This is a genomic window from Aquimarina algiphila (genome assembly GCF_947494415.1).
In the GTDB taxonomy this organism is placed as follows: domain Bacteria; phylum Bacteroidota; class Bacteroidia; order Flavobacteriales; family Flavobacteriaceae; genus Aquimarina; species Aquimarina algiphila.
Window position 1 is genome coordinate 168,628 of sequence record NZ_CANLVC010000008.1, and the last position, 24,868, is coordinate 193,495.

The 24,868-nt window shown below is 32.5% G+C and carries 19 protein-coding genes; 11 read left to right on the forward strand and 8 right to left on the reverse strand.

Annotated elements, in window-relative coordinates; all coding sequences use genetic code 11:
- Positions 1-174: 174 nt before the first annotated feature.
- From PQF96_RS18385 to PQF96_RS18430, 10 genes are all read left to right on the forward strand, one after another.
- A complete protein-coding gene (locus tag PQF96_RS18385; protein WP_109437487.1) occupies positions 175-747 on the forward strand; it encodes an RNA polymerase sigma-70 factor in 573 nt (190 codons plus the stop codon).
- 80 nt (positions 748-827) lie between these two features.
- Positions 828-1,805 (forward strand): FecR family protein, encoded by a 978-nt coding sequence (locus PQF96_RS18390; protein WP_271767725.1) that lies wholly within the window; start codon positions 828-830, stop codon positions 1,803-1,805.
- Positions 1,806-1,892: 87 nt separating this feature from the next.
- Positions 1,893-5,357 carry a SusC/RagA family TonB-linked outer membrane protein gene (locus PQF96_RS18395; protein ID WP_271767726.1) on the forward strand — a complete coding sequence of 1,155 codons (3,465 nt, stop codon included), beginning with the start codon at positions 1,893-1,895 and terminating at the stop codon, positions 5,355-5,357.
- A 17-nt stretch (positions 5,358-5,374) separates the two neighbouring features.
- The gene (locus PQF96_RS18400; protein WP_109437484.1) at positions 5,375-6,961 is read left to right on the forward strand and encodes a SusD/RagB family nutrient-binding outer membrane lipoprotein; all 1,587 of its coding nucleotides are present in this window, start codon (positions 5,375-5,377) and stop codon (positions 6,959-6,961) included.
- Positions 6,962-6,978: 17 nt separating this feature from the next.
- Complete coding sequence (locus tag PQF96_RS18405) at positions 6,979-8,142, forward strand: hypothetical protein (protein WP_109437483.1); 1,164 nt, start codon at positions 6,979-6,981, stop codon at positions 8,140-8,142.
- Between the two features lie 45 nt (positions 8,143-8,187).
- Positions 8,188-9,627, forward strand: coding sequence for an IPT/TIG domain-containing protein (locus PQF96_RS18410; protein WP_271767727.1), 1,440 nt, complete (start codon positions 8,188-8,190; stop codon positions 9,625-9,627).
- Between the two features lie 94 nt (positions 9,628-9,721).
- A complete protein-coding gene (locus tag PQF96_RS18415; RefSeq protein WP_271767728.1) occupies positions 9,722-11,176 on the forward strand; it encodes a hypothetical protein in 1,455 nt (484 codons plus the stop codon).
- A 393-nt stretch (positions 11,177-11,569) separates the two neighbouring features.
- Positions 11,570-12,718, forward strand: coding sequence for a hypothetical protein (locus PQF96_RS18420; RefSeq protein ID WP_271767729.1), 1,149 nt, complete (start codon positions 11,570-11,572; stop codon positions 12,716-12,718).
- A gap of 76 nt (positions 12,719-12,794) precedes the next feature.
- Entirely contained in the window at positions 12,795-14,096 is a 1,302-nt protein-coding gene (locus PQF96_RS18425) for a M20/M25/M40 family metallo-hydrolase (protein WP_271767730.1), read from the forward strand.
- Between the two features lie 142 nt (positions 14,097-14,238).
- Positions 14,239-14,817, forward strand: a complete 579-nt coding sequence (locus PQF96_RS18430; RefSeq protein WP_109437478.1) for an NUDIX domain-containing protein — start codon at positions 14,239-14,241, stop codon at positions 14,815-14,817.
- Positions 14,818-14,822: 5 nt separating this feature from the next.
- Here PQF96_RS18430 and PQF96_RS18435 read toward each other — a convergent pair whose 3' ends face one another.
- The 4 genes from PQF96_RS18435 to PQF96_RS18450 form a co-directional block, all read right to left on the reverse strand.
- The gene (locus PQF96_RS18435; protein WP_271767731.1) at positions 14,823-15,980 is read right to left on the reverse strand and encodes a flavohemoglobin expression-modulating QEGLA motif protein; all 1,158 of its coding nucleotides are present in this window, start codon (positions 15,978-15,980) and stop codon (positions 14,823-14,825) included.
- Positions 15,981-16,031: 51 nt separating this feature from the next.
- Positions 16,032-16,862 carry an N-formylglutamate amidohydrolase gene (locus PQF96_RS18440; RefSeq protein WP_271767732.1) on the reverse strand — a complete coding sequence of 277 codons (831 nt, stop codon included), beginning with the start codon at positions 16,860-16,862 and terminating at the stop codon, positions 16,032-16,034.
- Complete coding sequence (gene gshB / locus PQF96_RS18445) at positions 16,855-17,886, reverse strand: glutathione synthase (protein ID WP_109437475.1); 1,032 nt, start codon at positions 17,884-17,886, stop codon at positions 16,855-16,857. The genes PQF96_RS18440 and gshB overlap by 8 nt, the downstream gene beginning before the upstream one ends.
- A 92-nt stretch (positions 17,887-17,978) precedes the next feature.
- The gene (locus tag PQF96_RS18450; RefSeq protein ID WP_271767733.1) at positions 17,979-18,566 is read right to left on the reverse strand and encodes a hypothetical protein; all 588 of its coding nucleotides are present in this window, start codon (positions 18,564-18,566) and stop codon (positions 17,979-17,981) included.
- Between the two features lie 97 nt (positions 18,567-18,663).
- Between PQF96_RS18450 and PQF96_RS18455 the strand changes: the two genes are divergently transcribed.
- Entirely contained in the window at positions 18,664-19,548 is an 885-nt protein-coding gene (locus PQF96_RS18455) for a M28 family metallopeptidase (protein ID WP_109437473.1), read from the forward strand.
- Positions 19,549-19,589: 41 nt separating this feature from the next.
- Here the strand turns inward: PQF96_RS18455 and thrC are convergent, their stop codons facing one another.
- Genes thrC through thrA form a run of 4 tightly spaced genes read right to left on the reverse strand, consistent with a single transcriptional unit; the run spans position 19,590 to position 24,642 of the window.
- On the reverse strand, positions 19,590-20,879 hold the full coding sequence (thrC, locus tag PQF96_RS18460; protein WP_271767734.1) for a threonine synthase: 1,290 nt from the start codon (positions 20,877-20,879) through the stop codon (positions 19,590-19,592).
- A gap of 22 nt (positions 20,880-20,901) precedes the next feature.
- Positions 20,902-21,264, reverse strand: a complete 363-nt coding sequence (locus PQF96_RS18465) for a RidA family protein (protein WP_109437471.1) — start codon at positions 21,262-21,264, stop codon at positions 20,902-20,904.
- Entirely contained in the window at positions 21,261-22,193 is a 933-nt protein-coding gene (locus PQF96_RS18470) for a homoserine kinase (protein WP_271767735.1), read from the reverse strand. Before PQF96_RS18470 ends, PQF96_RS18465 begins: the two co-directional genes overlap by 4 nt.
- Positions 22,194-22,197: 4 nt before the next feature.
- Positions 22,198-24,642, reverse strand: coding sequence for a bifunctional aspartate kinase/homoserine dehydrogenase I (gene thrA / locus PQF96_RS18475; protein ID WP_271767736.1), 2,445 nt, complete (start codon positions 24,640-24,642; stop codon positions 22,198-22,200).
- Positions 24,643-24,868: the final 226 nt, after the last annotated feature.

Genomic DNA, 24,868 nt, shown 5'->3' on the forward strand with positions numbered 1-24,868 from the left:
TCTCCTTAAGAATCAATTCTTTTCATGATAAAAGTAATTTTAATAACGATATATAATTTTTAATACTTTAACAATAGATAAACATCATTTTTTTAAAACGAAATTTTTAATGTTAATCATTTGTTGTGATCACGTTAAAAAAATATTTACCTTTATAGTGGAATTAAGGCAGAGGTGAATAGGGAATCACAAATAACTGATAGTTTTTTAATCAAGAATATAAATGAAGGAAATGAAGAAGCCTTCAAAATTCTTTTTGAGCTATATTATAGTAAATTACTATATGTGGCTAAGAATTATATTTCCAGTACCGAAGATGCAGAAGAAATTGTACAAGATGTTTTTTTAAAAACCTGGAAAAAAAGAAAAGATATTTCTACTAATATTAATGGATACCTATTTAAAATTACAAAAAATTCTTGCCTTGATTATTTGAGATCAAAGAAACATAAGCTTAGCTCTTCCAATAATATAGTACAGCTTGAAGCATTTATAAATCATAATGCATTGGCAGATAAAAATGCCTCTTCTATTATAGAAAAAGAATTAGCACGAAAAATACAACTCAGTATAGAATTGCTTCCAGAGAAATGTAAAAAAGTTTTTATTAAAAGCCGAATTGAAGGTTTAAAAAATAAAGAAATATCAAATGAATTAGATATTTCTGTAAAAACTGTAGAAAACCACATCTCTAGAGCAATCAAGCATATGAGGCTGCATTTAAGAGAATTCCTATCTTTTTTTTAATACTTTTCTTAAAAAAATAAAAAACTTTTTGGGGGGTAAAGTAATTTTATACGTCTTTATAAGTATAAGACTATAATTTAATGCAAGAAAAAGATCTCATAAAGTATATAAAGGGAGAATCTGATCCAAAAGAAAAAAGAATTATTATCAATTGGATTCGAGAAGATGTAAATCATCAAAAGCGCTTTAATATAATAAAGGCAGAATACATTGCTTCTACTCTTGATGAATCAGAGAATGTTGATATCGATGCAGTATATCATCGTTTTTCTTCTAAACAAACCAAAAAGAAAAGAAGACGTTATTATATTTCTGCAATTGCATCTATAATAATACCACTTATGGTATGGTATACTTTGACATCATTTCCTGATAATGATTTGATCGTTGATACTACAGAGTTTTTAAGATTTGATACTAAAACTGTAACTACAGGTCATGGAGACCATAAAACGGTGATATTACCAGATGGATCATCTATTACATTAAATGCTGATAGTAGCTTAAAATATCCTGAAGAGTTTGATGATGATGTGAGAAAAGTAACCTTGATAGGTGAAGCTTTTTTTGATATTCAAAGAGACGAGAGTAAACCCTTTATTGTACAAACAGAACACCTGAAAGTAAGAGTTTTAGGAACATCATTTAATGTTAAGTCTTATCCAAAAGATGAGAAGATAGAAACTACATTAGTAACAGGTAAAGTAGAAGTTCTACAGAAAGAACAGATAACCCCCATTGTTTTAGAGCCATCAGAAAGAGCAACTTTTGATAAGAAAAAAAGTGATATCAAAGTCGATAAGGTTGATTCTAAAAATATAGTGGCCTGGCAAGAAGGAAAATTAATTTTTGATAAAACTCCTTTAAAACAAGTAGTATTAGACTTAAACAGAAAATATAATGTAGAATTTGTAATTACATCTGATTCTCTTCTACAATATAAGTATACAGGAGAGTTCGATAACCTTGAATTAGAAGAGGTTTTAGATCTTCTCAAAATTTCATCACCTATAAATTATAAATACTTAAATAATAAAATTATGCTTAACTCAGAATAAAAGTACAGAAGAGAGTGCTGGAACACTCTCTTCTTATAATCATTTAATTAGACTCACGAATTAGAATAATTAAAATCATACAAAACTATGAAAAAAAACCTTTCAGATGTTTTCTTATCAAGAAAACATCTAATAAGAATTATGAAAATATATTCGTTACTTATCTGTATTACTATTTCGAAGCTATTTTCATTTAATACATATTCTCAGAATATATCTATTTCTTTAGAAGAAGCAACATTACAAATGGCTATTGAAGAAATAGAAGAAAAAAGTGAATATCGCTTCTTTTATAATAATAATCTTATCGATATTTCAAAAAAAGTTTCTTTAAAAGCAAATAATGAGAAAGTAAAAAAAGTATTAAATGGACTATTTAATAGGACCAATATTAATTTTAGGGTATATAAAAATCAAATTGTCTTATTTCCTAGATATGTTAAAACTTCAGAAGAATCCATAAAGAATCTCTTAGATTTTATGGAAGAAAAATCTAATACTACAAAAAGTAAGGGCAAAACGAAGATCGATAAAAAGAATGAAGTAGTACAAAATATGGTAAGAGGAACTGTGAATGCTGCTGACGGTATTCCTTTACCCGGAGTGAACGTATTAATAAAAGGAACAAATACAGGTACATTAACAGACTTTGATGGTAATTATGAAATCGCAGCAGAGCAGGGAGATGTTTTAACATTTTCTTATGTTGGCTTTCAATCTAAAGAAATTGTCATAACAAATAATGCGTTAAATGTTATCTTACAAGAGGACGTAAGTACATTAGAGGAAGTAATTGTGGTTGCTCAAGGTATTTCAAAATCAAGAAAAGCACTGGGATATGCTATTTCTAAGGTAGAGACAGAAGAAACCGAAAACCGTCCTGAAGCGGATATAGCAAGAACCTTACAAGGTAAAATATCTGGAGTTTTAATATCTCCAAATGATGGAAGTAGTGGTGCAGCAGCAGGTATTGTCATTAGAGGTTCATTATCTTTAACAGAAGGTAATGGTGCCTTAATTGTTGTAGATAACGTTCCGTTTTCTGGAAATCTTCTGGATATCGACCCAAATAATATTAAAAACATTACAGTTCTTAAGGGCTTAAATGCAGCTGTATTATATGGTAGTCAGGGTAGAAACGGTGTGATTCTGGTTGAAACCACTACAGGTGCCGCCAAAATAGGAGAAAAAGGTTTTACAGCAAAAATATCTCAGACAACTTATACGAATAATGTTGCTTCATTACCAGATTTTCAAAATACCTTTGGTGTAGGTAATAACCTTGTAACAGACAATGGTACTATTGGTAATGTTGGTAGTAACGGAGCACGCTTTACAGATATTGATGTGGTGCCACATCCACTAGCAGGAAATCCAAATTTTCCACAATTTGCAGATGCTGTAGTACCTTTTGAAGCTGCACGAAATAATGTAAATGACTTTTTTAGTACAGGAATAGGACAAATAACATCTGTCAACTTAGAAGCAACAGGCGAAAGAACGTCCCTAAACTTCTCTATGGGATATACCACAGAGGGTGGTATTCTTGGGAATAATGACTTCAAAAGATTTAATATTAGCGTAGGTGGAACTTCTCAATTAACGGATAAACTGAAGTTATCTTCTTCTTTATCTTATAGTTCGCGAAATAGAAATTCCTATAGTTCTGTAGATAGTGATGATGCAGATGGTGAAGATATATTAGAGAATTTATATGTAATTCCAAGAAGTTTGGATATACAGAATTTACCATTTCAAGACCCTGTGACAGGAGGAAATGTATATTATAGGGCAGATCGTGAGAATCCACTATGGACTATAGCAAATACAGGAAGAGAGAGAAATGTACGTAGAATAAATGGTACCTTAAACCTAGCATATAAATTCAATGCACATCACAGTTTAAAATATAGAGGAGGTCTTCAAATAGAAACTTCAGATGTTTTAGACTTTAGAAATAGAGGGGGGATCGGTGCAACCGCAACTTTGGGAACTTTGGATCTTACATCTAATACAGAATTTGATGTTGATAATACTATTATTTTTGAATCTAATTATAGAATTTCAAACGCAATAGGCTTCGAATCACAGTTAGGGATTAATTCTAGATATGAAACGTTTAGATCTCAGGATTCTGAATATACCGATCAAATAGTATTTGGTGTGTTAAGGCCAAATAATTTTAGAGTGCCAGGTGAAGGAGATTTTGATATTACCAAACGTAACCTTCTCGGAGTTTTTGGTCAGTTTGAATTTGATTATAATGGTTTTTTATACCTTAATTTATCAGGAAGATTAGATAAAGGATCCACTGTTGAACGTGAAAATCAAAATTTATTTTATCCAGGAGTTTCAATATCCTTTATACCAACATCGGCTTTTGAGTTTGGAGAAAGTTTTGTGGATTATTTGAAAATTAGAGGAGCATATGCTACTTCTTCTGGTTATCCTGGTTTATACAATACAAGACCAAGTCTATCATCAGACCCAAGAGAGTTTAGTGATATTAATAATGCGCTTATTGTCACCAATTCATTATTTGGTGAATTGGCAAATCCAAATTTAAAGCCAGAATTGCATAGAGAATTTGAATTAGGGTTAGAAGGTAACTTTTTTAATAATGTAGTTACTTTACAAGCTTCTGTATATTCTCGTATTTCAGATAATCAAATTTTTGAAACTAATATTGCACCAGCAACAGGTTTTGAAGAAACAGTTATTAATGCGGGTAGGGTAGATACAGAAGGATTAGAAATAGATTTAGGTGTTCGATTATTTAAAAACTCTGATTTTAATTGGACGCTTAGAAATACATTTACCACTTTTAAATCTGTTGTTGTAGATCTTCCTGGTGATATAACTCGTAGAGATAACCTTATTGAAGGTGAAGAATTAGGTGTTTTTTTAGGATCTTATGTCGTTCGCGATGCTGAAGGAAATGCTTTAATTGATCCTACGACCGGACGATTAATTACCAGTGATGATGTAGGGTTACAAGATGAGATTATCGGAAATTCTGTACCAGATTTTAGAGCAACATCAATCAATACATTTAATTATAAAAATTTCACACTGTCAACACAGTTAGAGTATACACATGGCGGAGATCGTAGTTCTGCGGTATTTGAAAACTTATTAGAAAGAGGGGTTACTACTGATACAGAAAATAGAGAAGGTAGCTTCTTAATCCCAGGTGTTTATGGCGATCTTTCTACAGGGTTACCATTATTAGATGCTAATGGAAACACAATACCTAATAGCACTCAGCTTACTGGAAATAATGCAGTGTTTAACAATTTTTATGAAGCTGATGAAAATCTAACTTTTGATGATTCTGTATTTAGAATACGAGAAGTTTCATTGTCTTATAACTTTAATAAAGGCACGTTTAATAAACTACCTTTTGAAAGTATGGATATTACGTTAAGTGGAAGAAATCTTTTCTTTAGTGCTCCAGGATTTCCAGAAGGGATAAATTTTGATCCAGAGACTACAGGTTTATCTACACCAACTACAAAAAGATATTCTTTTTCGATATCAGTTAATTTCTAATTATAAATTCAATTAAGATGAAAAAAATAAAAATATTAATATACTTATTAAGTATAATACTATTTGCGTCTTGTGAATTGGGAGACTTTGGGGATGATTTACAAGAGAATCCTAATCTTCTTACACCAGACCAAGCAGATCCAAATTTCTTGTTGAACAATGTGCAGAAAGAAGTAGCTGATCTTTTACAAGATTTAAACCGTACTACCGATGAAGTTATGCGATATACGGTTTTAAACGAAACCTATTCTGATGTATCAAATCAAGCTTCCTTAAATAGCGAATACACTAATTATTATGCATTTCTCGAAGATGCAAATATAATATTTGATTTAGCAGAAAACGATGAGAGTTTGTTATACCATAGAGGGATGGCTACTATATTAACAGCTTATGCCACAGTAACTATGGTAGATTATTTAGGAGATATTCCATTCTCAGAAGCTAATCGTGGAGATGAACAAATTTTAAATCCAAAGCCAGATGATGATGCAATGATTTATGCAACATTATTAGACCGTTTGGATATAGCTATTGATGATTTAGCAAATTCTACTTTAGCTCCCACTAATGATTTATATTATGATGGAGATGCAGAAAAGTGGATCAGACTAGCAAAATCCTTAAAACTCAAAATGTTGCTAAATATAGGTGATAGAGATAGGATTAATGTATTATTAGCCGAAGATGATTTTATTACATCAGACGATGATTTTCAATTTCAATATGGTACTTCAGCTTCAGATCCAAATAGTCGTCATCCAGATTATAATATTTCCTATCGTCCAGAAGGATTTAGTACATTTTTGGGGAACTCATTTTTAAATTTACTTTTAAACGATAAAAGTATTTCTGACCCACGTCTGCGTTATTATGTATACCGTCAAAGTAATACCGATCCTTCTGATACATTATTAGGTTGTGTAGGATCTAGTATTTTTAATTTTTGTTACCTGGGTAATGCATATTACGGAAGAGACCATGGAGATACAAGATCTACTGGAGCTGATCGTAATTTGAGAGCTACATATGGTTTGTATCCCGTTGGTGGAGCATTTGACGAAGATAACCCAAGCGCTCCAGAATTTGCAATAGCAGCACAAAATCAATTAGGAGCAGGTATATTACCGATATTATTATCTTCTTTTGTCGATTTCTTAAGAGCAGAAGCGGCTTTGACATTAACAACAAGTGATGACTCTGCAGCATTGTTAGAATCAGGGATTAGAAAATCAATGGACAAAGTACTTAATTTTGCCAATGCAGCTTCAGGTTCTACATTTGCCGCAACATCAGCAGATGTAGATGCTTATGTTTTAGAGGTAATGACTGCTTTTGCAGCTGCAGACAATCAAGGGAAGTTGGATATTATCTTAAAAGAATATTACTTAGCCTCTTATGGAAACTCAACAGAGTCGTATAACGGTTACAGAAGAACAGGCTTACCATCAGTATTTACCGCACCAATTTTTGATCCTAATACACCGTTCCCAAGATCATTTTCTATACCAGAAGATGCTATAAATAATAATAACCAATTAAGTCAGCGCCCAATTACCACTCAGGTATTCTGGGATAAGAATCCTGTTGGCTTTATTAGATAATAAAAAGACTTCAAGTAATGAAAAAAATATATGTATTATTAGCGTTACTGATATTAGGAATATCTTGTAGCGACTCCAGTGATATTCTGGAAGACAATTTCACAAGAGGTGGTTTGGTTGTATGGGATCAAGTACCTGATTCTTTTAGACTTAATGTTTTAGAATTTGAAGACCTTGTGTTTTCTAATGGTGTTGAAGATCCCAATAATAATATTATTTCTTATGATTTAAGGATGACTTATGGTGATATTACGGTAGATAAATTTATTACACTTACTTCTTTCCCAAATACACTTACTTTTTCTGGCCAAGAGATTCTTACGGCATTGAATTTAACCAAAGACGATCTTGATATTGCGATTCCTTTGAATTTTGTTGCTGTTATTACTACAACAAATGGAGTTTTTGATGGAGCTAGAATAGATTTTGATAGTGAAACGAATAGTAATGATGGTGGTGATTCGGGTACTGAGTTGTTTGATAACCCAGCGTTTAATCAAGCTATAAATTTTGGACTATCCTTGTTTGTACCACCACCATTAAAACTAAGAGGAACTTCTTTTGAAGAACCTTTTGGTACAGATGATCGATATACAAGAACTGATGCTGTTGCTGTAGGAGAGTTATTGAATAATCCCGGTGAACGTCATGTACAACATACAGCAGTAGGTACAGGGACAGATGATGAAATTGGTTTTAGATCATTTTTTGAAGATCCAAACACTACAGTTAGCAGTCCAGGATTTACTTCTGAGCAAATAGGTATTAGTAATGATCCTGGTCCAACTGGAGGTTCATTCTTGGATGGAGATCAAGCCTACCAGGTAGAAGATATCGATGGTACTATTAGAATAGAGTTTGATAGAGTTACTGTAGATGCTACACAACATCCAACGACAGGTATCCAGATACAATATTTTCCAATAGGAGGTAATAATCGTGAAAGTGATGATTTTATTAGAGCTACAGCTATTGTCGAAAGAGCAGATGGTTCAATGGAAACCTTAGTGCTTTTGGATATAAATGGATTGGTAGTAAATGATGGACTAGATAGATGGAACCTTATTGATTCAGGTTTTTTAACAGATGTTGTGGCTTATACTTTAACTGTAGAAATAGCCGTTGACGGTGGTTCAGAAGACACTTATTTTGACCAAATGTTAGTATACATACCAGGATAAGATTTTAATAGAATTGTTTCTATCGAAACACTTAAAAATATAAAAATGAAAAAACAATATAGATTTCCAAAAGTATCGATTGTTGTAACCATAATGGTAACGATACTAATAGGTATTATCTCATGCGAAGATGAAGATTTTAGGGTTGTACCAGAACCAGAACCTGCCCAAACTATCACGGCGATTGAACCTATGTTATCCGATATTGGTACAACAGTAGTAATTAATGGAACTAATTTTAGTCGTGTTCCTGCGAATAATAAAGTTAGTTTTAATGGAGGAATCCTTGCGATAGTATCAGTTGCTACAGATACAACATTAACGGTAACTGTACCCGAAGGGGCTACAACAGGTCCTATTTCTGTGAAAAAAGGACAAATTAATGTTGAAGGCCCTGTTTTTAATGTTGTTGGAGCACCTGCAATTACAGATTTAAGTACTACCGGTGCTGCAGTCGGAGAAACAATCACTATTAGGGGTAATAATTTTGGAGCAAGCGTTACAGATAATATTGTACAATTTAATGGTGTTACGGCAGAAGTTACTGTAGCTTCTTCAACAGAAATAACTGTTATTATTCCAGATGGAGCTACTACAGGACCACTTACCGTAGAAGTATTTGGGCAAGTGGGTAGCGTTACTTTTACTATCACACCTACAATAATTTCATTTGACCCTACCGTCGGTATTCCAGGAGCAGTAGTTACGATTATAGGAACTAATTTTAGTCCCGAAGTGGATAAAAATAGAGTAAGTTTTAATGGCTCATTAGCTACTGTAAATTCGGCAACGACTACAGAACTTAAAGTAATAGTGCCTGCTGCAGCGACTACCGGGCCGATTGCTGTAGAAGTTGAAGGTTTATTAGCGATTACAGATACTGACTTTACTATTGATTCTGTTTCACTAATTATTCCTATTAATGATGCTAATGATGATGTTGAAGAAGCAGCAGATGGAAGAATGACATTAGATAGTTCTGATCTCGAATTAGGAGAGTTTGATACTTCTGGTACACCAGATTTAGGGTTACAAAAAATAGGATTAAGATTTAACAGTATTACTATTCCTGCGGGAGTTACAATAGCTTCAGCAAGTATTCAATTTGTAGCCGATAGTACACCAGGGGCAGATCCTACAGAAATGACGATTTTCGGAGAAAATGTGGGTAATGCTGCTGCTTATGACGATATAACTCCAGCTAATAGTGTTTCAGGTCGAGTTTTGACTAGTGCTAGTGTGGTATGGAATATTCCAGAATGGACAGGTTCTGAAACAGGACCAAACCAGAAAACTGTTGATATTTCTAGCATTGTTCAGGAAATTGTGAATAGAGGAGATTGGGCCGATGGTAATAGTATGAATTTTATCTTACAGGCTACGGGAGTTTCAGCCGGTGCCACAGCAAATAATGTTGGCCGCGAGGCAGAAACGTTTGAGAGTGGTGACGGTGTATGTGTATTAAATATAGTTTATATTAATTAATATCACATAATTTAAAATATCATATTTCATATTGCTAAATCATTTATAATTGATTTATGCAGAATTAAAAATTTGAATGTTTATTAAATAAACTATGAAAAATATAATAAAATATACTTTAATCTTTTTTTTGACAATCTTTTTATCTGGTTGTGAAAATGATGATGATACAAATTCCACAGGATCAGGTGAAGCTTTCGTTTATTTTAACATTGAGGATATAAGTGTTGATCGATCAAAGTCAGAACCAGTAAGTGTTGAATTGAGATATGAAGGTCCTGAAACAGATAAAGATATAGAAGTTCTATATACTGTTAATTACCCAAGTGAAAATAATGCAGTCGAAGGAGCAGATTTTATTCTGCCAAAGACAGGTTCATTTATAATCAGAAAAGGTAAAGCAATTTCTAATGTTGTTTTACTTCAAAGAGTTAATGATAATGAAGATGCAATCCAACCTAGATCTTTAAGTATCGAATTGCAACCAAAAGAAGGTATTACCATTGGAAACTCTTCGAATTTTGGTAGTTCAATTAATATTACTTTGGGAACTGATAATTCTTCGATAATATCAGAGGCACCTTTTATTGGAGAAAAAAAATTCTCCATAGTTTCTGGAACATCAAAAGTTAAAATCCCATATTTTTCGAATAGAGAAGATATAAGGGATGTTAATAATGATGCAATTAGAAGGGCAATAATCGTACTTCATGGATCAGAGCATACTGCTGGTAAGCATTATACAAGAATGATGGAGACAGCAGAAATGGAGTCTAATAATTTGGACACATTACTTGTTGTATCACCACAATTTATTGGAGAAGAAGAAATTGATCAATATACTTTGGATTCAGAACATTCTTATTGGAGCGGTAATTGGCGTATAGGGAATACTTCTCTTGATGAAACCACTAATCCGCGAACGGAGCGTGTTTCTTCTTTTACATTTATGGATTCATTAATGATAAAATTATCAGAATATCCAAATCTTAAAACTATTGTATTAACAGGGCATTCTGCGGGAGGACAATATATAAATAGATATGCTGCTGGATCACCGATACCAGATGAATTAAATGCCAGAGGAGTTGATGTTAGCTTTATTGTAAACAATCCTAAAACATATGTTTATATGGATAATAAACGTAAAGTCCCGGGTACAGAAAATACATTTGAAGTTCCTTCTGGTGTCATTATCGGACAATGTCCTGAGTATAATGAATATAGGTTTGGCTTAGATGACTTACCCACATACTTAGATGCAATTGGAGAAAACGTCATTCGAAATAGATTACCTCAAAGAAAAGTCACATATTTAGTAGGTCAAAATGATGTAGATACAGATATAGATACTTCTAATATCTGTGAAGCACAACTTCAGGGTAAAAACCGCTTTGACAGAGCTCATAATTATTTTGACCATTTATTAGATTATTATGGACCTTCTATTATGGATACTCAAAAAATGGGAGTTGTAATTGGAGTTGGACATAGTAGCGAAGGGATGTACAAATCAGAAAGAGGTAGAAAGAATACGTTTAGAAATTAAACAAAGAAAATCGAATTGATGTTATAAAGAAATTTTGTTTTCGGTTAGTTTTCTATTCCAGAACCAGCAATTAACCATAAAACATGTATGATGAATTACTCAATTTTTCAAACAATAACATGAATTTAGAAGGAGTCAATAGATTTCTTTGATACACTTAAAATCAATTTACTTGAGTTAGCTAGCCATAAATGAATCCGATAAGGTCATCAAATTATCGGATTCATTTTATGTGATCCAAAACGATGATATTGTTACTTAATATAGAATAATTTCTTCTTCAATATTCATGAAATATAGATCAGATATGTATATCTATAAGTTCAAGGAAAACTGAACTTTGAAGATTTATATGAGTAAATAATAAGGGATAACAATGAATACAAAATTACGATGAAAATAAACTGTTTGACGTATATATTCTTAGGAATAATTATAAGTTGTTTTTATGGTTGTAGCAGGGATTCAGAAAACATAAGAGGAACCATTCATGAAACTAAACTTCTTTATTTTACTGAGCAATATGTGACTGCCGAAAGGAAAGAATGTGAGGCTATAAGAGCAGATGCTAAAGACCCAGATGATAAGATTGGAAATAAAAAGCTTACCGTGCTTAAAAATGGAAATACTTTTAAAATTCCTTACTATGCAAATGTAGCTTCGATTGATGATGAAAACCCAATGATAACTCGTGCAGTAGTAGCATTACATGGTCAAGATCGAAATGCTGACACCTATTATAAACGAATGTTAGCCGCTGCTCAAATGGAAAGCTCACAATTGGATACACTTCTAATTATATCTCCTCAATTTCTAGCAGAGTCAGATATTAACTTGCATGCATTAGATAGCGAACATTTATATTGGAGTTCTGGTGGTTGGAAAATAGGTTTTTTATCTAAAGATGAAGAACAAAACCCTAGATCAGATCGTATTTCTTCATTTTCAATAATGGATTCATTAATAGTTAAACTAAAGCATAATTATCCTAATCTTAGAAATATTATTCTTTCTGGTCACTCTGCAGGAGGTCAATTTTTAAATAGATATGCAGCTGCTACACCAATTTATCAAAGTTTAAACGATGAGCGTATAAATGTTCGATTTATTGTTAATAACCCTAGTTCATATGTATATCTCAATAAAAAACGTAAAGTTGATGGATCACCATCGTACAAAGTTCCCACTATAACATGCAGCGCATATAATGATTATAAATATGGATTAGATGATTTACCCAATTATTTAAGTGCTATCGGCGCTAACAAAATTAAAGAACAGTTTTATAAACGAAAAGTGGTTTATTTATTGGGAGCTCAAGATAATAATACAAGTAGTTCGAGTTTGGATACTTCTTGCGGAGCTTTATTACAAGGAAATCATCGATTAGAAAGAGGAATGATTTACTACAATTATCTAAAGGATTTTTATGGTGATAGTATAGAAAATACGCAAACGATGAAAATTGTACCAGGGGCAGGACATAATTCTAGAGAAATGTTTCAATCAGAATTGGGACGTTTTTATGCTTTTAGGAAATAAATACAAAAAATAAGGTTTAAGATTTATTAAGAAAATGACCTGTTTTAATCAGTTATAAATATTAATTATAAATACAATGTATACAAGATTATTTAAAGTTATTCTGGGGACTATTATTCTTTTAGGAAATGTAACCCAAGCACAAAAAGCAACTGTTTCCAATAAGAAATACATCAAAGAAATCAAGAAATTGGCCGCTAATAAAGGGGTTCAATTAGCTATGAAAACTATTGATGATTCTGATGCCGAAACGATCAAAAACATGATAACACTAACAGAGATTCCCGCTCCTCCATTTAAAGAAACTAAAAGGGCAAAAAAGTTTATGGAGATGTTTGTTGATATCGGTATTGATAGCGTTTGGATTGATACAGAAGGTAATGTATTGGCATTACGAAAAGGGAAAAAAAGAAATAAAACTGTTGTACTCGATGCTCACATAGATACAGTTTTTCCTGAAGAAACGGATGTAACTGTAAAAATAGATGGGCAGACATATACTGCACCGGGAATTGGTGATAACACAAGAGGTATGGCTATGTTATTGGCAGTTTTAAAAGGAATGAATACGGCTTCAATTGTTACTGATGCTGATGTTGTTTTTGTTGGTACGGTAGGGGAAGAAGGTTTAGGAGACCTAAGGGGAGTAAAACATTTATTTAGTGATGCATCAGACATTAAGATTGATTCATGGATTTCTATTGATGGAGGAAGCTCGGGGCGTATTATTAATGGGGGATTAGGTTCTAAAAGATATAAAGCAATTTTCAGAGGAAAAGGAGGACATTCGTGGGGAGCTTTTGGATTAGCAAATCCTCATCACGCCTTAGGGAAAGCAATTACAATGTTTGTAGAAGAAGCTACAAAGTATACCGCAATTAAAGGCCCTAAAACTTCATTTAATGTTGGTAGAATAGGAGGGGGGACATCTGTAAATTCTATACCTTTTGAATCTTGGGCAGAAATAGATATGCGTTCATTAAGCCCAAAAAGATTATTAGAAATAGATAGTATTTTTAAAAAATGTATGAAAAAAGCAGAAACAGCTTATAACAGTACGGAGATCAAAGATAAAGTAACCTTGGAAATGAAATCTATTGGTGATCGTCCATCAGGGATATTAGATATAAATACACCTTTGACACAAAAATCATTGGCATCAGCTTTATTCCTGGGTATTGTTCCTAAATTAAGAACAGGATCAACTAATAGCAATATTCCGATAGCAAAAAATATTCCAGCAGTAACTTTAAGTCGGGGAGGGAAAGGAAGTAGAGCACATGCATTAGATGAAAAATGGACAAATACACCTGAAGCAACCAAAAATATAAAGCTTGCGATGTTGATTACTATAGCAGAAGCTGGTATTGTAAATTGAAATGTAGTATAGTATAGTATTACTCCAGATTACTACGATCGTTACCCAGCATTATAGTAGGTTCTGAAATCAATATTGATGTTTACAAAATTTTAGGGGTTATTTTGAAAAATCACTCAAAATAATCCCTATTTTTATTTGTATGGAATATAAGATACTAAGTGAAGACCTCGTTTATGACGGTTTTTTAAAAATTAGAAAAGCCTCTGTTATTCACGATCGTTTTAACCAGAACACACCTATCAATTATGTGCGCGAAATGATGGATAAAGGGGATTGTGTGGCAGTATTATTATATGAAAAAGATACTGATAAAGTGTTGTTTATTAATCAGTTTAGATATCCTACAATAAAAAACGATAATGGGTGGTTGTTAGAGATTCCAGCAGGGGGAATAGAAGAAAATGAAGATGCAAAAGATTGTGCAATAAGAGAAGTAGAAGAGGAGACAGGCTATAAAGTTCATAAACTAGAACATATTTCTACATTTTATGCTACTCCGGGAGTTTCTTCAGAACGAATGTATTTATATTATGGAGAAGTTTTTGAAAGGGATCAAATAAGTAAAGGAGGAGGTGTTGAAGAAGAAGATGAAGATATTCAACTCTGTAAAATCTCAATTTCAGAAATAAAAACATTATTAGAATCTAAAATTATCAATGATGCAAAATCTATCATTGCTTTGCAATGGTTTATGATACATAAAACAGAAAAATTTTAGAGCTATTATTTTAAGTTTCTTAGGATAAAATCTAATTTAGTATTTGTATTTAAATTTTCGCTAAAAGAATCAGTAATGTGTTTACTTTTATGGGCTAAACCTAATTGTTGAAGTTTGATAATAGATTCCGTGTCTTCTAAAGTAACTTTACCAGTTAATAAAATATTCATGTCCTTATTAGCATAATAATAGTCGTATATTTTCTTTAACCCGGTTAGATATAGATAATCCTTTGTAAATCCTCCTCCTCGATGCACTCTCAAGGTAATTTGCCAGGCAGCTTCCCGATCTAATTTGTATTGACTATATAAAAGATCAAAAGTATCTTTAAAATCATATCCTTTAATTAGGCTATCCGCAGCAATAACTCTATATGCCAATTCTTTCATTCGTTTTAAGGTCAGACAACCAGACATGTATTCACTAAAAACAGCCAAACCTTCTTGAGTTTCTGTATTGTTAACATAACCATTAGAAAATATTTTTAATGGTTGACTTTTACCATTAAAAGTAGTAACCATATGTACTCCTATTTCATGATTAGCTAATACCATTAAGTCATTGTCACTAAACATGTGATTTTTCTTTAATAGTAATGTTTCCGAAGCATTTAGTACCATAGCAGCTGCCGAGATATTTGTAGATTTCTTGATGTTGAAATCAAAATTATATCGTTTCCCGAATGCTATGAAATATGCTTCAGCATCTGATGCTGTATGTTTATTTATTGCTGTATTTGTATTGTTTTCATCCTCAAAATGAAGAATAAAACGGGCATTTTCAACATCACGTTCTTTAGGAGTTCCAAAAACTTTTAGAGAATTATAATAAAAGTTCTTCCCTTTACCGATCGTTTCTATGCATTGTATCAATCCAGAATATTCATAAATTATGTTTTGATATAATTTTCTTATTTCTTCATCTTCTATACGTTCAAGCCTTTGACTAAAAAATAATCGCTGCATTTTGTAGGGATTAAATTTTATTTTCCGGTAGTTAAATTTGGGATTGAACCTGTATTTACAAGCAAAAAAATTCTTTTTTTCTTGCTCTATGTTAAGAGGATTCAAGTAATTAAGAAGTTCTATATTTTTTACAAGTCGATCTAGATTTTGATCAATATCAAAAAGGTCGCTATATGTTTCTACTGCATCTTCGATCATATTCTTATCATTTTATAATAGAAAGCACAAACTAACTGCAAAAAAGGGAGATTAACCAATAAATTGATTGTAAAATGTTTTAGCATGTTCTGGAAGTCGTTTTTTTAAACCTTCTTGAATTGCACGAATAACCTCTGGATACATTATGTATTCTAATTCATGACAATAAATTTTGGAAAATTCTGTAGCTAATACAAGTGTGTTTTTAAAATGTTCTGTAATGTATTTTAAAAAATATCCGTTACCTTGAAATGTATCATTAATAGCGGCACTGGTTTTTATAAAATTAGGTAATTCGATAGTAGACAAAGTAGTGCACCATGACTCTATAAAGGAAGAATATAGATCATTATTGATATTTGTAGTGCCTAAATTAACTATAGGGACTTCTCGATCCCAACGTCTCCAATTATAAGAATGTAAGTCATATACAATTGCAGCACCATATTTTGATTCAACTTTTGAAATTAAAGCATGGACTACTTTATAAAAATTATGATGTTTTTCTAATGAATGGTTTTTTTCTTCTGACGATAAAGGTGTTTTCCAGAGTTTTTTGCCCCATGCATTTTCATATATGGCATGATCTGGGGCTCTATTAAGATCATATTCAAATCGCGAATCACATCCGGCAATGACTATTGGATGATCTTGTATCATCTGCTTGGTTGCAGGATCTTCTTCATACCATCTGTCATATTCGCTATGTAAACACTTTTTCCATAGTGCTTTACGAAACTGATGACCATCATGTATGGCACCACAGATATAATATGTATAGGAATCTATTTTTAGAGTAAAAGAATAATCTTCGGCTACAGCATGAAAGGGTTCTTCGGTTTCGATTTTAGCAATTATTTCTCTTACAGAAAGCTTAAGCATCGTCTACTGTTTTTCTAAGTTTTGCTTTTCTATCAAATCGGTTGACACGTTGTATAACCTTGTCTTCTATAAAATCAATTACTTTTTCCTGTAATTTTACTTTATATTTTTTATTAATATATGTAATTCCTCCAGGACTCATTACATTGACTTCTACCAACATTCCATTTATAACATCGATTCCAACAAAATAAAGTCCATCTTTTACTAGTTTGGGACCAATTTTACGACATAATTCTTTTTCTTGTTTGGTAAGTGAATGCTTTACTACAGACCCTCCAGCGGTGACATTTGATCTATGATCATCTATACCTGGGATTCTGCGCATGGCGCCTATTGGTTTTCCATTAAGAATTAAAATACGAACATCTCCTTGATCAGCGCCTTCTATATAATCCTGTAGAATAACATAATTAGTAGACCCATCCTTGTTATCAATATAAAAATCTAATAAGGACCGTATACTGGTCATTGCCCTTTTCTCTATTAAGATTACACCAGAACCACCAAAACCATTTAAAGGTTTTAAGATCATCTTATCACATTCGGATTCTTTGATCATTTTAATCAGGTAATCTTTATTTTTGGTCACATGAGTGTTCGGTATAAAATGTGTTTCAATATCATCGAATGCAGCAGTATATAATTTATTATTTGACCTGCGTATCCCATCAATATCATTCATAATAAATACGTCATCTTTTACAGAGTCCAAAAAGTTAAGCATAATCATGTCCAAAGGAGGGTTACTACGTAATATGAGGACATCAAACCCAGCTAGTGGGAGCATTTCATCTCTAAAAGATGTTTTTGTATAAAAAGATTTCATAGATGAAGATACTTTTTCTGGCCTATTAATCACTTTGCAAAAAGAAAAAGTAACACTATCCCGAATGGTAAGGTTAGATGGAGTGGCTATAGCTACTCCATGCCCTCTTTTTACACATTCATGAATTAGAGTAAGAGAAGTATCCTTTTCAGGATCGATTTCTTCCCAAGGGTACATTAAGAAACAAACATTCATTACAGATGATTTTTGAAAAGCAAAATTTACGTTTTTTATGTGAAAATCTATAAAAAACTTAAAATAAAGTTTGGCTCCTGAAATACAATTGTTTATTCACATTCCATATCAATACTTAACGTTTTCATCTTTTTCCAAATTTGATGGTCTGGAGCTTGAGGAGAAATAGTAAATAGTATGAGATGTTTGTTTTGTGCATTACAGAAACTATTATTTACAATTATATTAAGAGATACTTCTTTTTTGGTAGTAAAGGCATCATAGGTTAATATTTTTCCAACATATACACCTTCATTGACATTTTCAAAAAAAGCTTTAGACGTGATATTTTTCTGAGTAGAATTTTGATCTGATTTGGAAACAGTATTCATTAATCCATCAAAATATGTCTCCATTGCAGTTTCAAGATTTTTGGCAGACAATTTGGGATCTTGATCTATAACCCACAAAAATGCACATGAAAAATAGTCTGGAGCTCCTTGTTTTCCCCATCCTGGAGAAAAACAGATATACTCTGTACCCGAATATTGTAAAGAAGGTGCAAATTCTAAAGGAAATTCAATAACTTCGCTTCTCCAATGCTCTGGAAAGAGTAAAGGAGTCTTTTTTGAAGTATCATTGCCACATTGTATAAAAAGTGACGTTATTATAATAAAAGGTATGGTTTTTGCAAAAGACATATTAAAGTATTAATTTAAGCACTAAAAGTACGAAATTGTTTAATTACAAATTTTTCTTAAATTTGTGTTAATTGGAATAGAATACAAACCCTACAAAATGAATTTATATAGAATATTTTTACTAGTATTCGTTTTCGCAATTCAGATAGCCCCAGCTCAAACTGAACAAGACCGAATCGAAGCCGAGATTATTAATGTCGAAAGAACGATAGTTGCAAAACTTACGGGACATGAACCTATTAAAGGAAAAAAGAAATTAAAAAGTAGATTTAGTACTTCTGAAAGAAAAGCTTCTGCTGATTTTTTATTCAATTCTTTAAAAGATATTGGACTTAAGCCTCAAAAACACCCTTATAATGTTAAAGATAAAAAGGGAAATCTTTTTAATGGAGTAAATATATATGCAGAAATTCCTGCTACCAATGGTAGTAATGAATTTGTTGTAATAGCAGCTCACTTTGATACTGTAGAAAATAGCCCGGGAGCTGTTCATAATGCTACGGGTGCAGCTATTGCTTTTTATGTCGCAAAAAAATTGGGAGAATTAAAAGAACGTAACAAAAATTTTATGGTTGTGTTTTTTGACCATTGGAAAAGTAATATGGTTGGAACCAGAATGTTTACAAAAAAGCTTAAAGAAGAAGGGTATAATATTCACTCTATGCATAGGTCTGATTATATGGGATGGGATAATGATGAGGATAGAGCTATAGAACTATTGGCTTCAAGTTTGAGTTTAGAATCTAGATATAGATTAGAATCTCCCGTTCCTATTTATAAAAGAACTGTAGCTACTCCAGAGAGTAGATTTTTTGCAAATTTTGGATATGAAACGGTTACACTTACAGCAGAATTAAGAAATGCTGATAACTCACCTTTTGTTCGTCAAAGTGAAGATAAATACACAACGGTAAACTTTAAATATCTGGCATCTACAACAAACATTGTGTATAAGGTGATGAAATCTTTAGCAGAGGAATAGAATATATCTGGATTGTATTAATAATATAATTAAAGGAGTTCTTATTGTAATAAGAACTCCTTTAATGCTTCATAGCTCTTTATCGGAATGCTATGCTTTTCCTTATTGATTACTTTTTGAATTTGCGAAGGTATTTCTACCTTAACATCTAGAGTGTCCTCGACTACGTCAAGAAACTTGACGGGATGTGCAGTTTCCAGAAATATACCATACTCGGTAGATTTTAATCCTTGTTTTTGTAGCCCTAAATAACCAACAGCTCCATGAGGGTCGGCTACATAATTTGATTTTTTATAGATTTTTCCCATTGCTTTTTTGGTCTGTTGATCATCAAAGCTATATGCAGAAAAATTGTTTTTTAGAATAGAGAAATCGTTATCAAAAAGTTGTTGTATTCTTATAAAATTACTTGGGTTTCCAACATCCATGGCATTAGAAATTGTAGCTTTAGAAGGTTTTGGATCATATTCTGAAGTTTCTAGATAACGAACTACTGTATCATTAACATTAGTAGATGCTATAAAGTGTTTTACCGGTAATCCAAGTTTTTGAGCAACAATTCCTGCACAGATATTTCCAAAGTTCCCACTAGGAACAGAGAATACAATATCTTTTCCTTTACTTTTTACCTGTTTGTATGCAAATAAGAAATAAAATAATTGAGGAAGCCATCTGGCAACATTAATAGAATTAGCAGAAGTCAGTTGTTTATAAGAAGTAATGTCAGTGTCTAAGAACGCGGTTTTTACCATATCCTGACAATCATCAAAAACACCGTCGATTTCTAAAGCTGTTATATTTTGCCCCAGAGTTGTTAATTGCTTTTCTTGTATTTCACTTACTTTTCCTTTTGGATATAAAATTACCACATCTACACCTTTTACCCCTAGAAAACCATTGGCTACAGCACCACCTGTATCTCCCGATGTAGCTACTAAAACAGTTACATGATTTTCATTAGCTCGATTAAAATACCCCATACATCTTGCCATAAAGCGAGCTCCTACATCTTTAAAAGCCATTGTTGGACCATGAAACAATTCTAGTGTTCCTAGATTATCTTCAATTTCAACTACAGGGAAATCAAAACTTAAAACATCTGTAAGAATATCTCTTAATTCTACCTCTGGTATTTCTTCACCAATGAATTGTTGGATGGCCTGAAAAGCAATTTCTACATTATCTAGTTCTTCAATATTTTCAAAAAAAGATGTAGATAAAGATTGAATGGATTCTGGAAAATATAAACCACGATCAGGAGCTAATCCTTTTATTACCGCTTCTGAGAATGGTACTTTTGGTGAGTCTTTATGTAAACTATAGTATTGCATTATTTTATATTCTTTACTGAAGTTAGAGAATTGCAGAGAATTCTATTTCTACTAAGATATCTGGAGAAATTAACTTTGAAACTTCTACCATTGTGGTCACTGGTCTTGTTTTGCTAAAAAACTCTCCATGTGCTTTACCAATCTCTTCCCATTGGGAGATATCTGTACAGTACATTCTTGTTCTTATGACATTACTTAAATCTGCACCAAACTCTTTTAATGCTTTTTCTGCAATTTTGATAATAGCAAGAGTTTGTTCGTATTCATTTGCACCTTTTGCAGTAGTACCAGAAATTTCGATTACATCTCCAATTTTTATGGCTCTAGAGTACCCTACAATGTCCTCCCAAGGTGCTCCTGTTGATATTTTTTTGATTTCTTTCATTGGGTTTCTTCGATTATTTTGACTCCGTTACTATTTATTTGTGATATATGAATATCAAATTCAAGTCCCGTTTTTGCATAAACTACTCTTATTGCTTCAGCTACATCTGTTGCAATCTTTAGTCCTTTACTTAATGCAAAAATAGAAGGGCCGGATCCAGAAATTCCACATCCTAGAGCTCCTTTTTCAATTGCTGCATTCTTTACATTTTTAAATTCAGGGATTAGAATTGATCTCAGAGGTTCTATAATTACATCTTCTAAGCTTCTACCTATCAGATTATAATCTTCGGTAAATAAACCAGCTACCAATCCACCAACGTTTCCCCATTGATGAATCGCTTGCTGTAAAGATACATTATGCTTAATCACTGATCTTGAATCTGATGTTTTTACTTCTATTTGTGGATGAATTACGGTCATCACAAGATCTTTAGGAGAATGTAACTTTATTACATCAAGTGGATTATAACTACGTACCAAGGTGAACCCTCCAAGTAGAGCAGGAGCTACATTATCAGCATGGGCATTACCACTGGCCAGCTTTTCTCCTTCCATGGCAAATTTTACTAATTCCTGAGGTGTATAAGGGTTTCCTAATAGATGATTTACTGCCCAAACTGCACCAGCACTACTTGCAGCACTACTACCAATTCCACTTCCGGCTTTAATTTTTTTATATATTTCTATCGTTACGCCTAAATCTCTTTTGTAATCAAGAAGTAATGCCTGAACGGCTACACCGGCTACATTTTTATCTGTTTCCATAGGAAGATCTGCACCTTCAATTTTGGTAATTCTTATTCCAGGCTCAGAAGTAAGTGAGATTAACATTTCATCACCAACCGTGTCTAAACAACATCCTAATACATCGAATCCACAAGAAAGATTTGCGACGGTGGCAGGAGTAAATATTCTAATACTTTTCATATTATTATTTTTTACCAATTCTAATAATATCTGCAAATATACCCGAGGCAGTTACTTCGGCTCCAGCACCAGCACCCTTTACTATTAATGGTTGTTTAGGGTATCGATCTGTGTAAAAGAGTACGATGTTATCACTTCCTTCAAGATTATAAAAAGGATGATCAAATGGTATAAATTGTAATCCTACCTTGGCTTCGCCTTCTTCATATTGTGCAACATATTTTAGACGACATCCCTTTTTGTTTGCACTGTCCAAAATTTCTTTAAAATGCTTTTCATTTTGTTCTACAGATTGTAGAAAGGCGTCTACACTCGTAGTCTCTAAACTTTCCTTTGGAAGAAATGCTTCGTTTTCGATATTTTCTAATTCCATTACCTTTCCACTTTCGCGAGCAAGAATGAGAATTTTACGGGCAACATCGATTCCGCTTAAATCTATTTTAGGATCAGGTTCTGTGTATCCTTGCTGTTGTGCTTGTTTTACAATGTCATGAAAAGTAACACCTTCTTTATAATTATTAAAGACAAAATTAAGACTACCAGATAATACTGCCTGAATTTTATGAATATTATCTCCAGATGCAATTAAATTATTTAGTGTGTCAATTATTGGTAAACCAGCACCAACATTGGTTTCGTATAAAAAAGAAGCGTTAAATTTTCTTGATAAATTTTGTAATTCCTCATAGTTAGTATATTCATCTGCACATGCAATTTTATTACAGGTAACTACAGCCATACTCTCTGCGAGATAATGTTTATATATTTTGGCAATATCTGGATTAGCAGTATTATCAACAAAAATAGAGTTTCTTAAATTCATCTCTTTGGCTTTGGCAAAAAATTCTCTTGCATCTGCTTTTTCTCCTTTTTCCAATTTTTGACCCCATGAATCTAAACCAATTCCATGTTCATCAAAGATCATTTTCCGGGAATTCGAAATAGCAACTACTCTTATCTTTAACCTTAATTTGTCTTTTAGATAGCTTTTTTGTTGTTCTAATTGTTCTATTAATTTACTTCCAACATTTCCGACACCGGTAATAAAGAGATTTAATTGTTTGGTTTTTACTTCGAAGAATCGTTCATGTAATGTGTTTAATGCCTTCTTAATATCTTTTTTCTCTATAACCACAGAGATGTTTTTTTCTGAAGCACCTTGAGCAATGGCTCTAATATTAACATTGTTTTTTCCTAAAGTACTAAACATTTTTCCACTTAGTCCTTGATGATGATACATATTGTCACCTACCAGAGCTATAATTGCTACATCATCCTCAATCTTCACTGGATCTAATTTATGCTTAGAGATTTCAAATTCGAATGTGGTATCTAATACTTCTTTTGCTTTTCTTGCATCAGTAGCTTCTATTGCAAGACATATAGAATGCTCGGATGAAGCTTGAGTTATCAAAATAACATTTATATTTTCAAGAAAAAGAGTTTCGAATAAACGTTTTGAAAACCCTGGTATTCCTACCATACCACTTCCTTCTAATGAAATAATGGATATGCTATCAATATGACTAATCCCTGTAACAGGTCTTTTGCGATCATTTACTTTTCTAGTAACGAGCGTTCCCTGATCTTTGGGTTTAAACGTATTTTTTATTAGTATCGGAATATCTTTTTCTAATACAGGGTGTATAGTGGGAGGATAGATTACTTTAGCACCAAAATGTGAAAGCTCCATTGCTTCCTGATATGAGATATGATGCACAGGTTTGGCTTGTTTTACCAATTTGGGATTAGCGGTATACATACCACTCACATCTGTCCATATTTGTAACTCATCTGCATTAGTAGCAGCTGCGAGAATAGCTGCGGTAAAATCAGAACCTCCTCTACCTAGCGTGGTAGGTTCCCCATCTTTTGTTCTAGCGACAAAACCTGGAAAAAGACTTACTTTATGTGTATTATGATCTGCAAACTCTTTAATATTATCATTAGTTTCTTTATAGTCAATAGTAACTTTTGAATTAATGGTTTTAACAATTAATTCTCGTGAATCTTTTAGGATGATATCTAAGCCTTTTACTTTTGCAGCTTCTACTATGATGTAAGAAGAAAGTATTTCCCCAAAACTGGCAATTACAGCAGCGGTTTTTGGAGATAATTCACTTAATAAATACACTCCTTCACATAAAGACTCCAAAGTGTTAAGCTGTGCTTTGACTTTACTAATTATGGCACTTTGCGAGATTACAGGAATGAGGCTTTTTACAGCTTCAAGATGTCTTTTCTCGATTTCTACTAATGTGTTTTTGTAATTTTCGTTATTGTTAGAAGCCTCTTCGCCAGCTTGTAACAACAAATCAGTAACTCCACCCATTGCAGAAACAACAACATATAAAGATTGTTTTTCTGACTGTTGCTTTACAATATCTATTACGCTTTCTATTGTAGTTGCATTTGCAACAGAAGAACCTCCAAATTTTAGAACGTTCATAATATATTTTTTAGTTGAATTAATAATAAAAGCTTATGTCTGATAATTCATTCTTATGAATTATGTACATGTTCTGGCGATACTATATAAATGAATTAACCCCTAAGGGTAATAGTAATTGTAGTAGTACGTGTAATAGAAGAAGCCTTAGATACCAGTGTTGTTCCTAAGGTTATTAATAAAGCCGATATGATAATGGTACTAAACATTAATTTGCTTTGCTTTG

Bases quoted from the DNA above. Each gene is read 5' to 3' on its own strand.
- PQF96_RS18390 (WP_271767725.1), top strand. From the start codon at position 828: ATGCAAGAAAAAGATCTCATAAAGTATATAAAGGGAGAATCTGATCCA.
- PQF96_RS18395 (WP_271767726.1), top strand. From the start codon at position 1,893: ATGAAAAAAAACCTTTCAGATGTTTTCTTATCAAGAAAACATCTAATA.
- PQF96_RS18400 (WP_109437484.1), top strand. From the start codon at position 5,375: ATGAAAAAAATAAAAATATTAATATACTTATTAAGTATAATACTATTT.
- PQF96_RS18405 (WP_109437483.1), top strand. From the start codon at position 6,979: ATGAAAAAAATATATGTATTATTAGCGTTACTGATATTAGGAATATCT.
- PQF96_RS18410 (WP_271767727.1), top strand. From the start codon at position 8,188: ATGAAAAAACAATATAGATTTCCAAAAGTATCGATTGTTGTAACCATA.
- PQF96_RS18415 (WP_271767728.1), top strand. From the start codon at position 9,722: ATGAAAAATATAATAAAATATACTTTAATCTTTTTTTTGACAATCTTT.
- PQF96_RS18420 (WP_271767729.1), top strand. From the start codon at position 11,570: ATGAAAATAAACTGTTTGACGTATATATTCTTAGGAATAATTATAAGT.
- PQF96_RS18425 (WP_271767730.1), top strand. From the start codon at position 12,795: ATGTATACAAGATTATTTAAAGTTATTCTGGGGACTATTATTCTTTTA.
- PQF96_RS18430 (WP_109437478.1), top strand. From the start codon at position 14,239: ATGGAATATAAGATACTAAGTGAAGACCTCGTTTATGACGGTTTTTTA.
- PQF96_RS18435 (WP_271767731.1), bottom strand. From the start codon at position 15,980: ATGATCGAAGATGCAGTAGAAACATATAGCGACCTTTTTGATATTGAT.
- PQF96_RS18440 (WP_271767732.1), bottom strand. From the start codon at position 16,862: ATGCTTAAGCTTTCTGTAAGAGAAATAATTGCTAAAATCGAAACCGAA.
- gshB (WP_109437475.1), bottom strand. From the start codon at position 17,886: ATGAATGTTTGTTTCTTAATGTACCCTTGGGAAGAAATCGATCCTGAA.
- PQF96_RS18450 (WP_271767733.1), bottom strand. From the start codon at position 18,566: ATGTCTTTTGCAAAAACCATACCTTTTATTATAATAACGTCACTTTTT.
- PQF96_RS18455 (WP_109437473.1), top strand. From the start codon at position 18,664: ATGAATTTATATAGAATATTTTTACTAGTATTCGTTTTCGCAATTCAG.
- thrC (WP_271767734.1), bottom strand. From the start codon at position 20,879: ATGCAATACTATAGTTTACATAAAGACTCACCAAAAGTACCATTCTCA.
- PQF96_RS18465 (WP_109437471.1), bottom strand. From the start codon at position 21,264: ATGAAAGAAATCAAAAAAATATCAACAGGAGCACCTTGGGAGGACATT.
- PQF96_RS18470 (WP_271767735.1), bottom strand. From the start codon at position 22,193: ATGAAAAGTATTAGAATATTTACTCCTGCCACCGTCGCAAATCTTTCT.
- thrA (WP_271767736.1), bottom strand. From the start codon at position 24,642: ATGAACGTTCTAAAATTTGGAGGTTCTTCTGTTGCAAATGCAACTACA.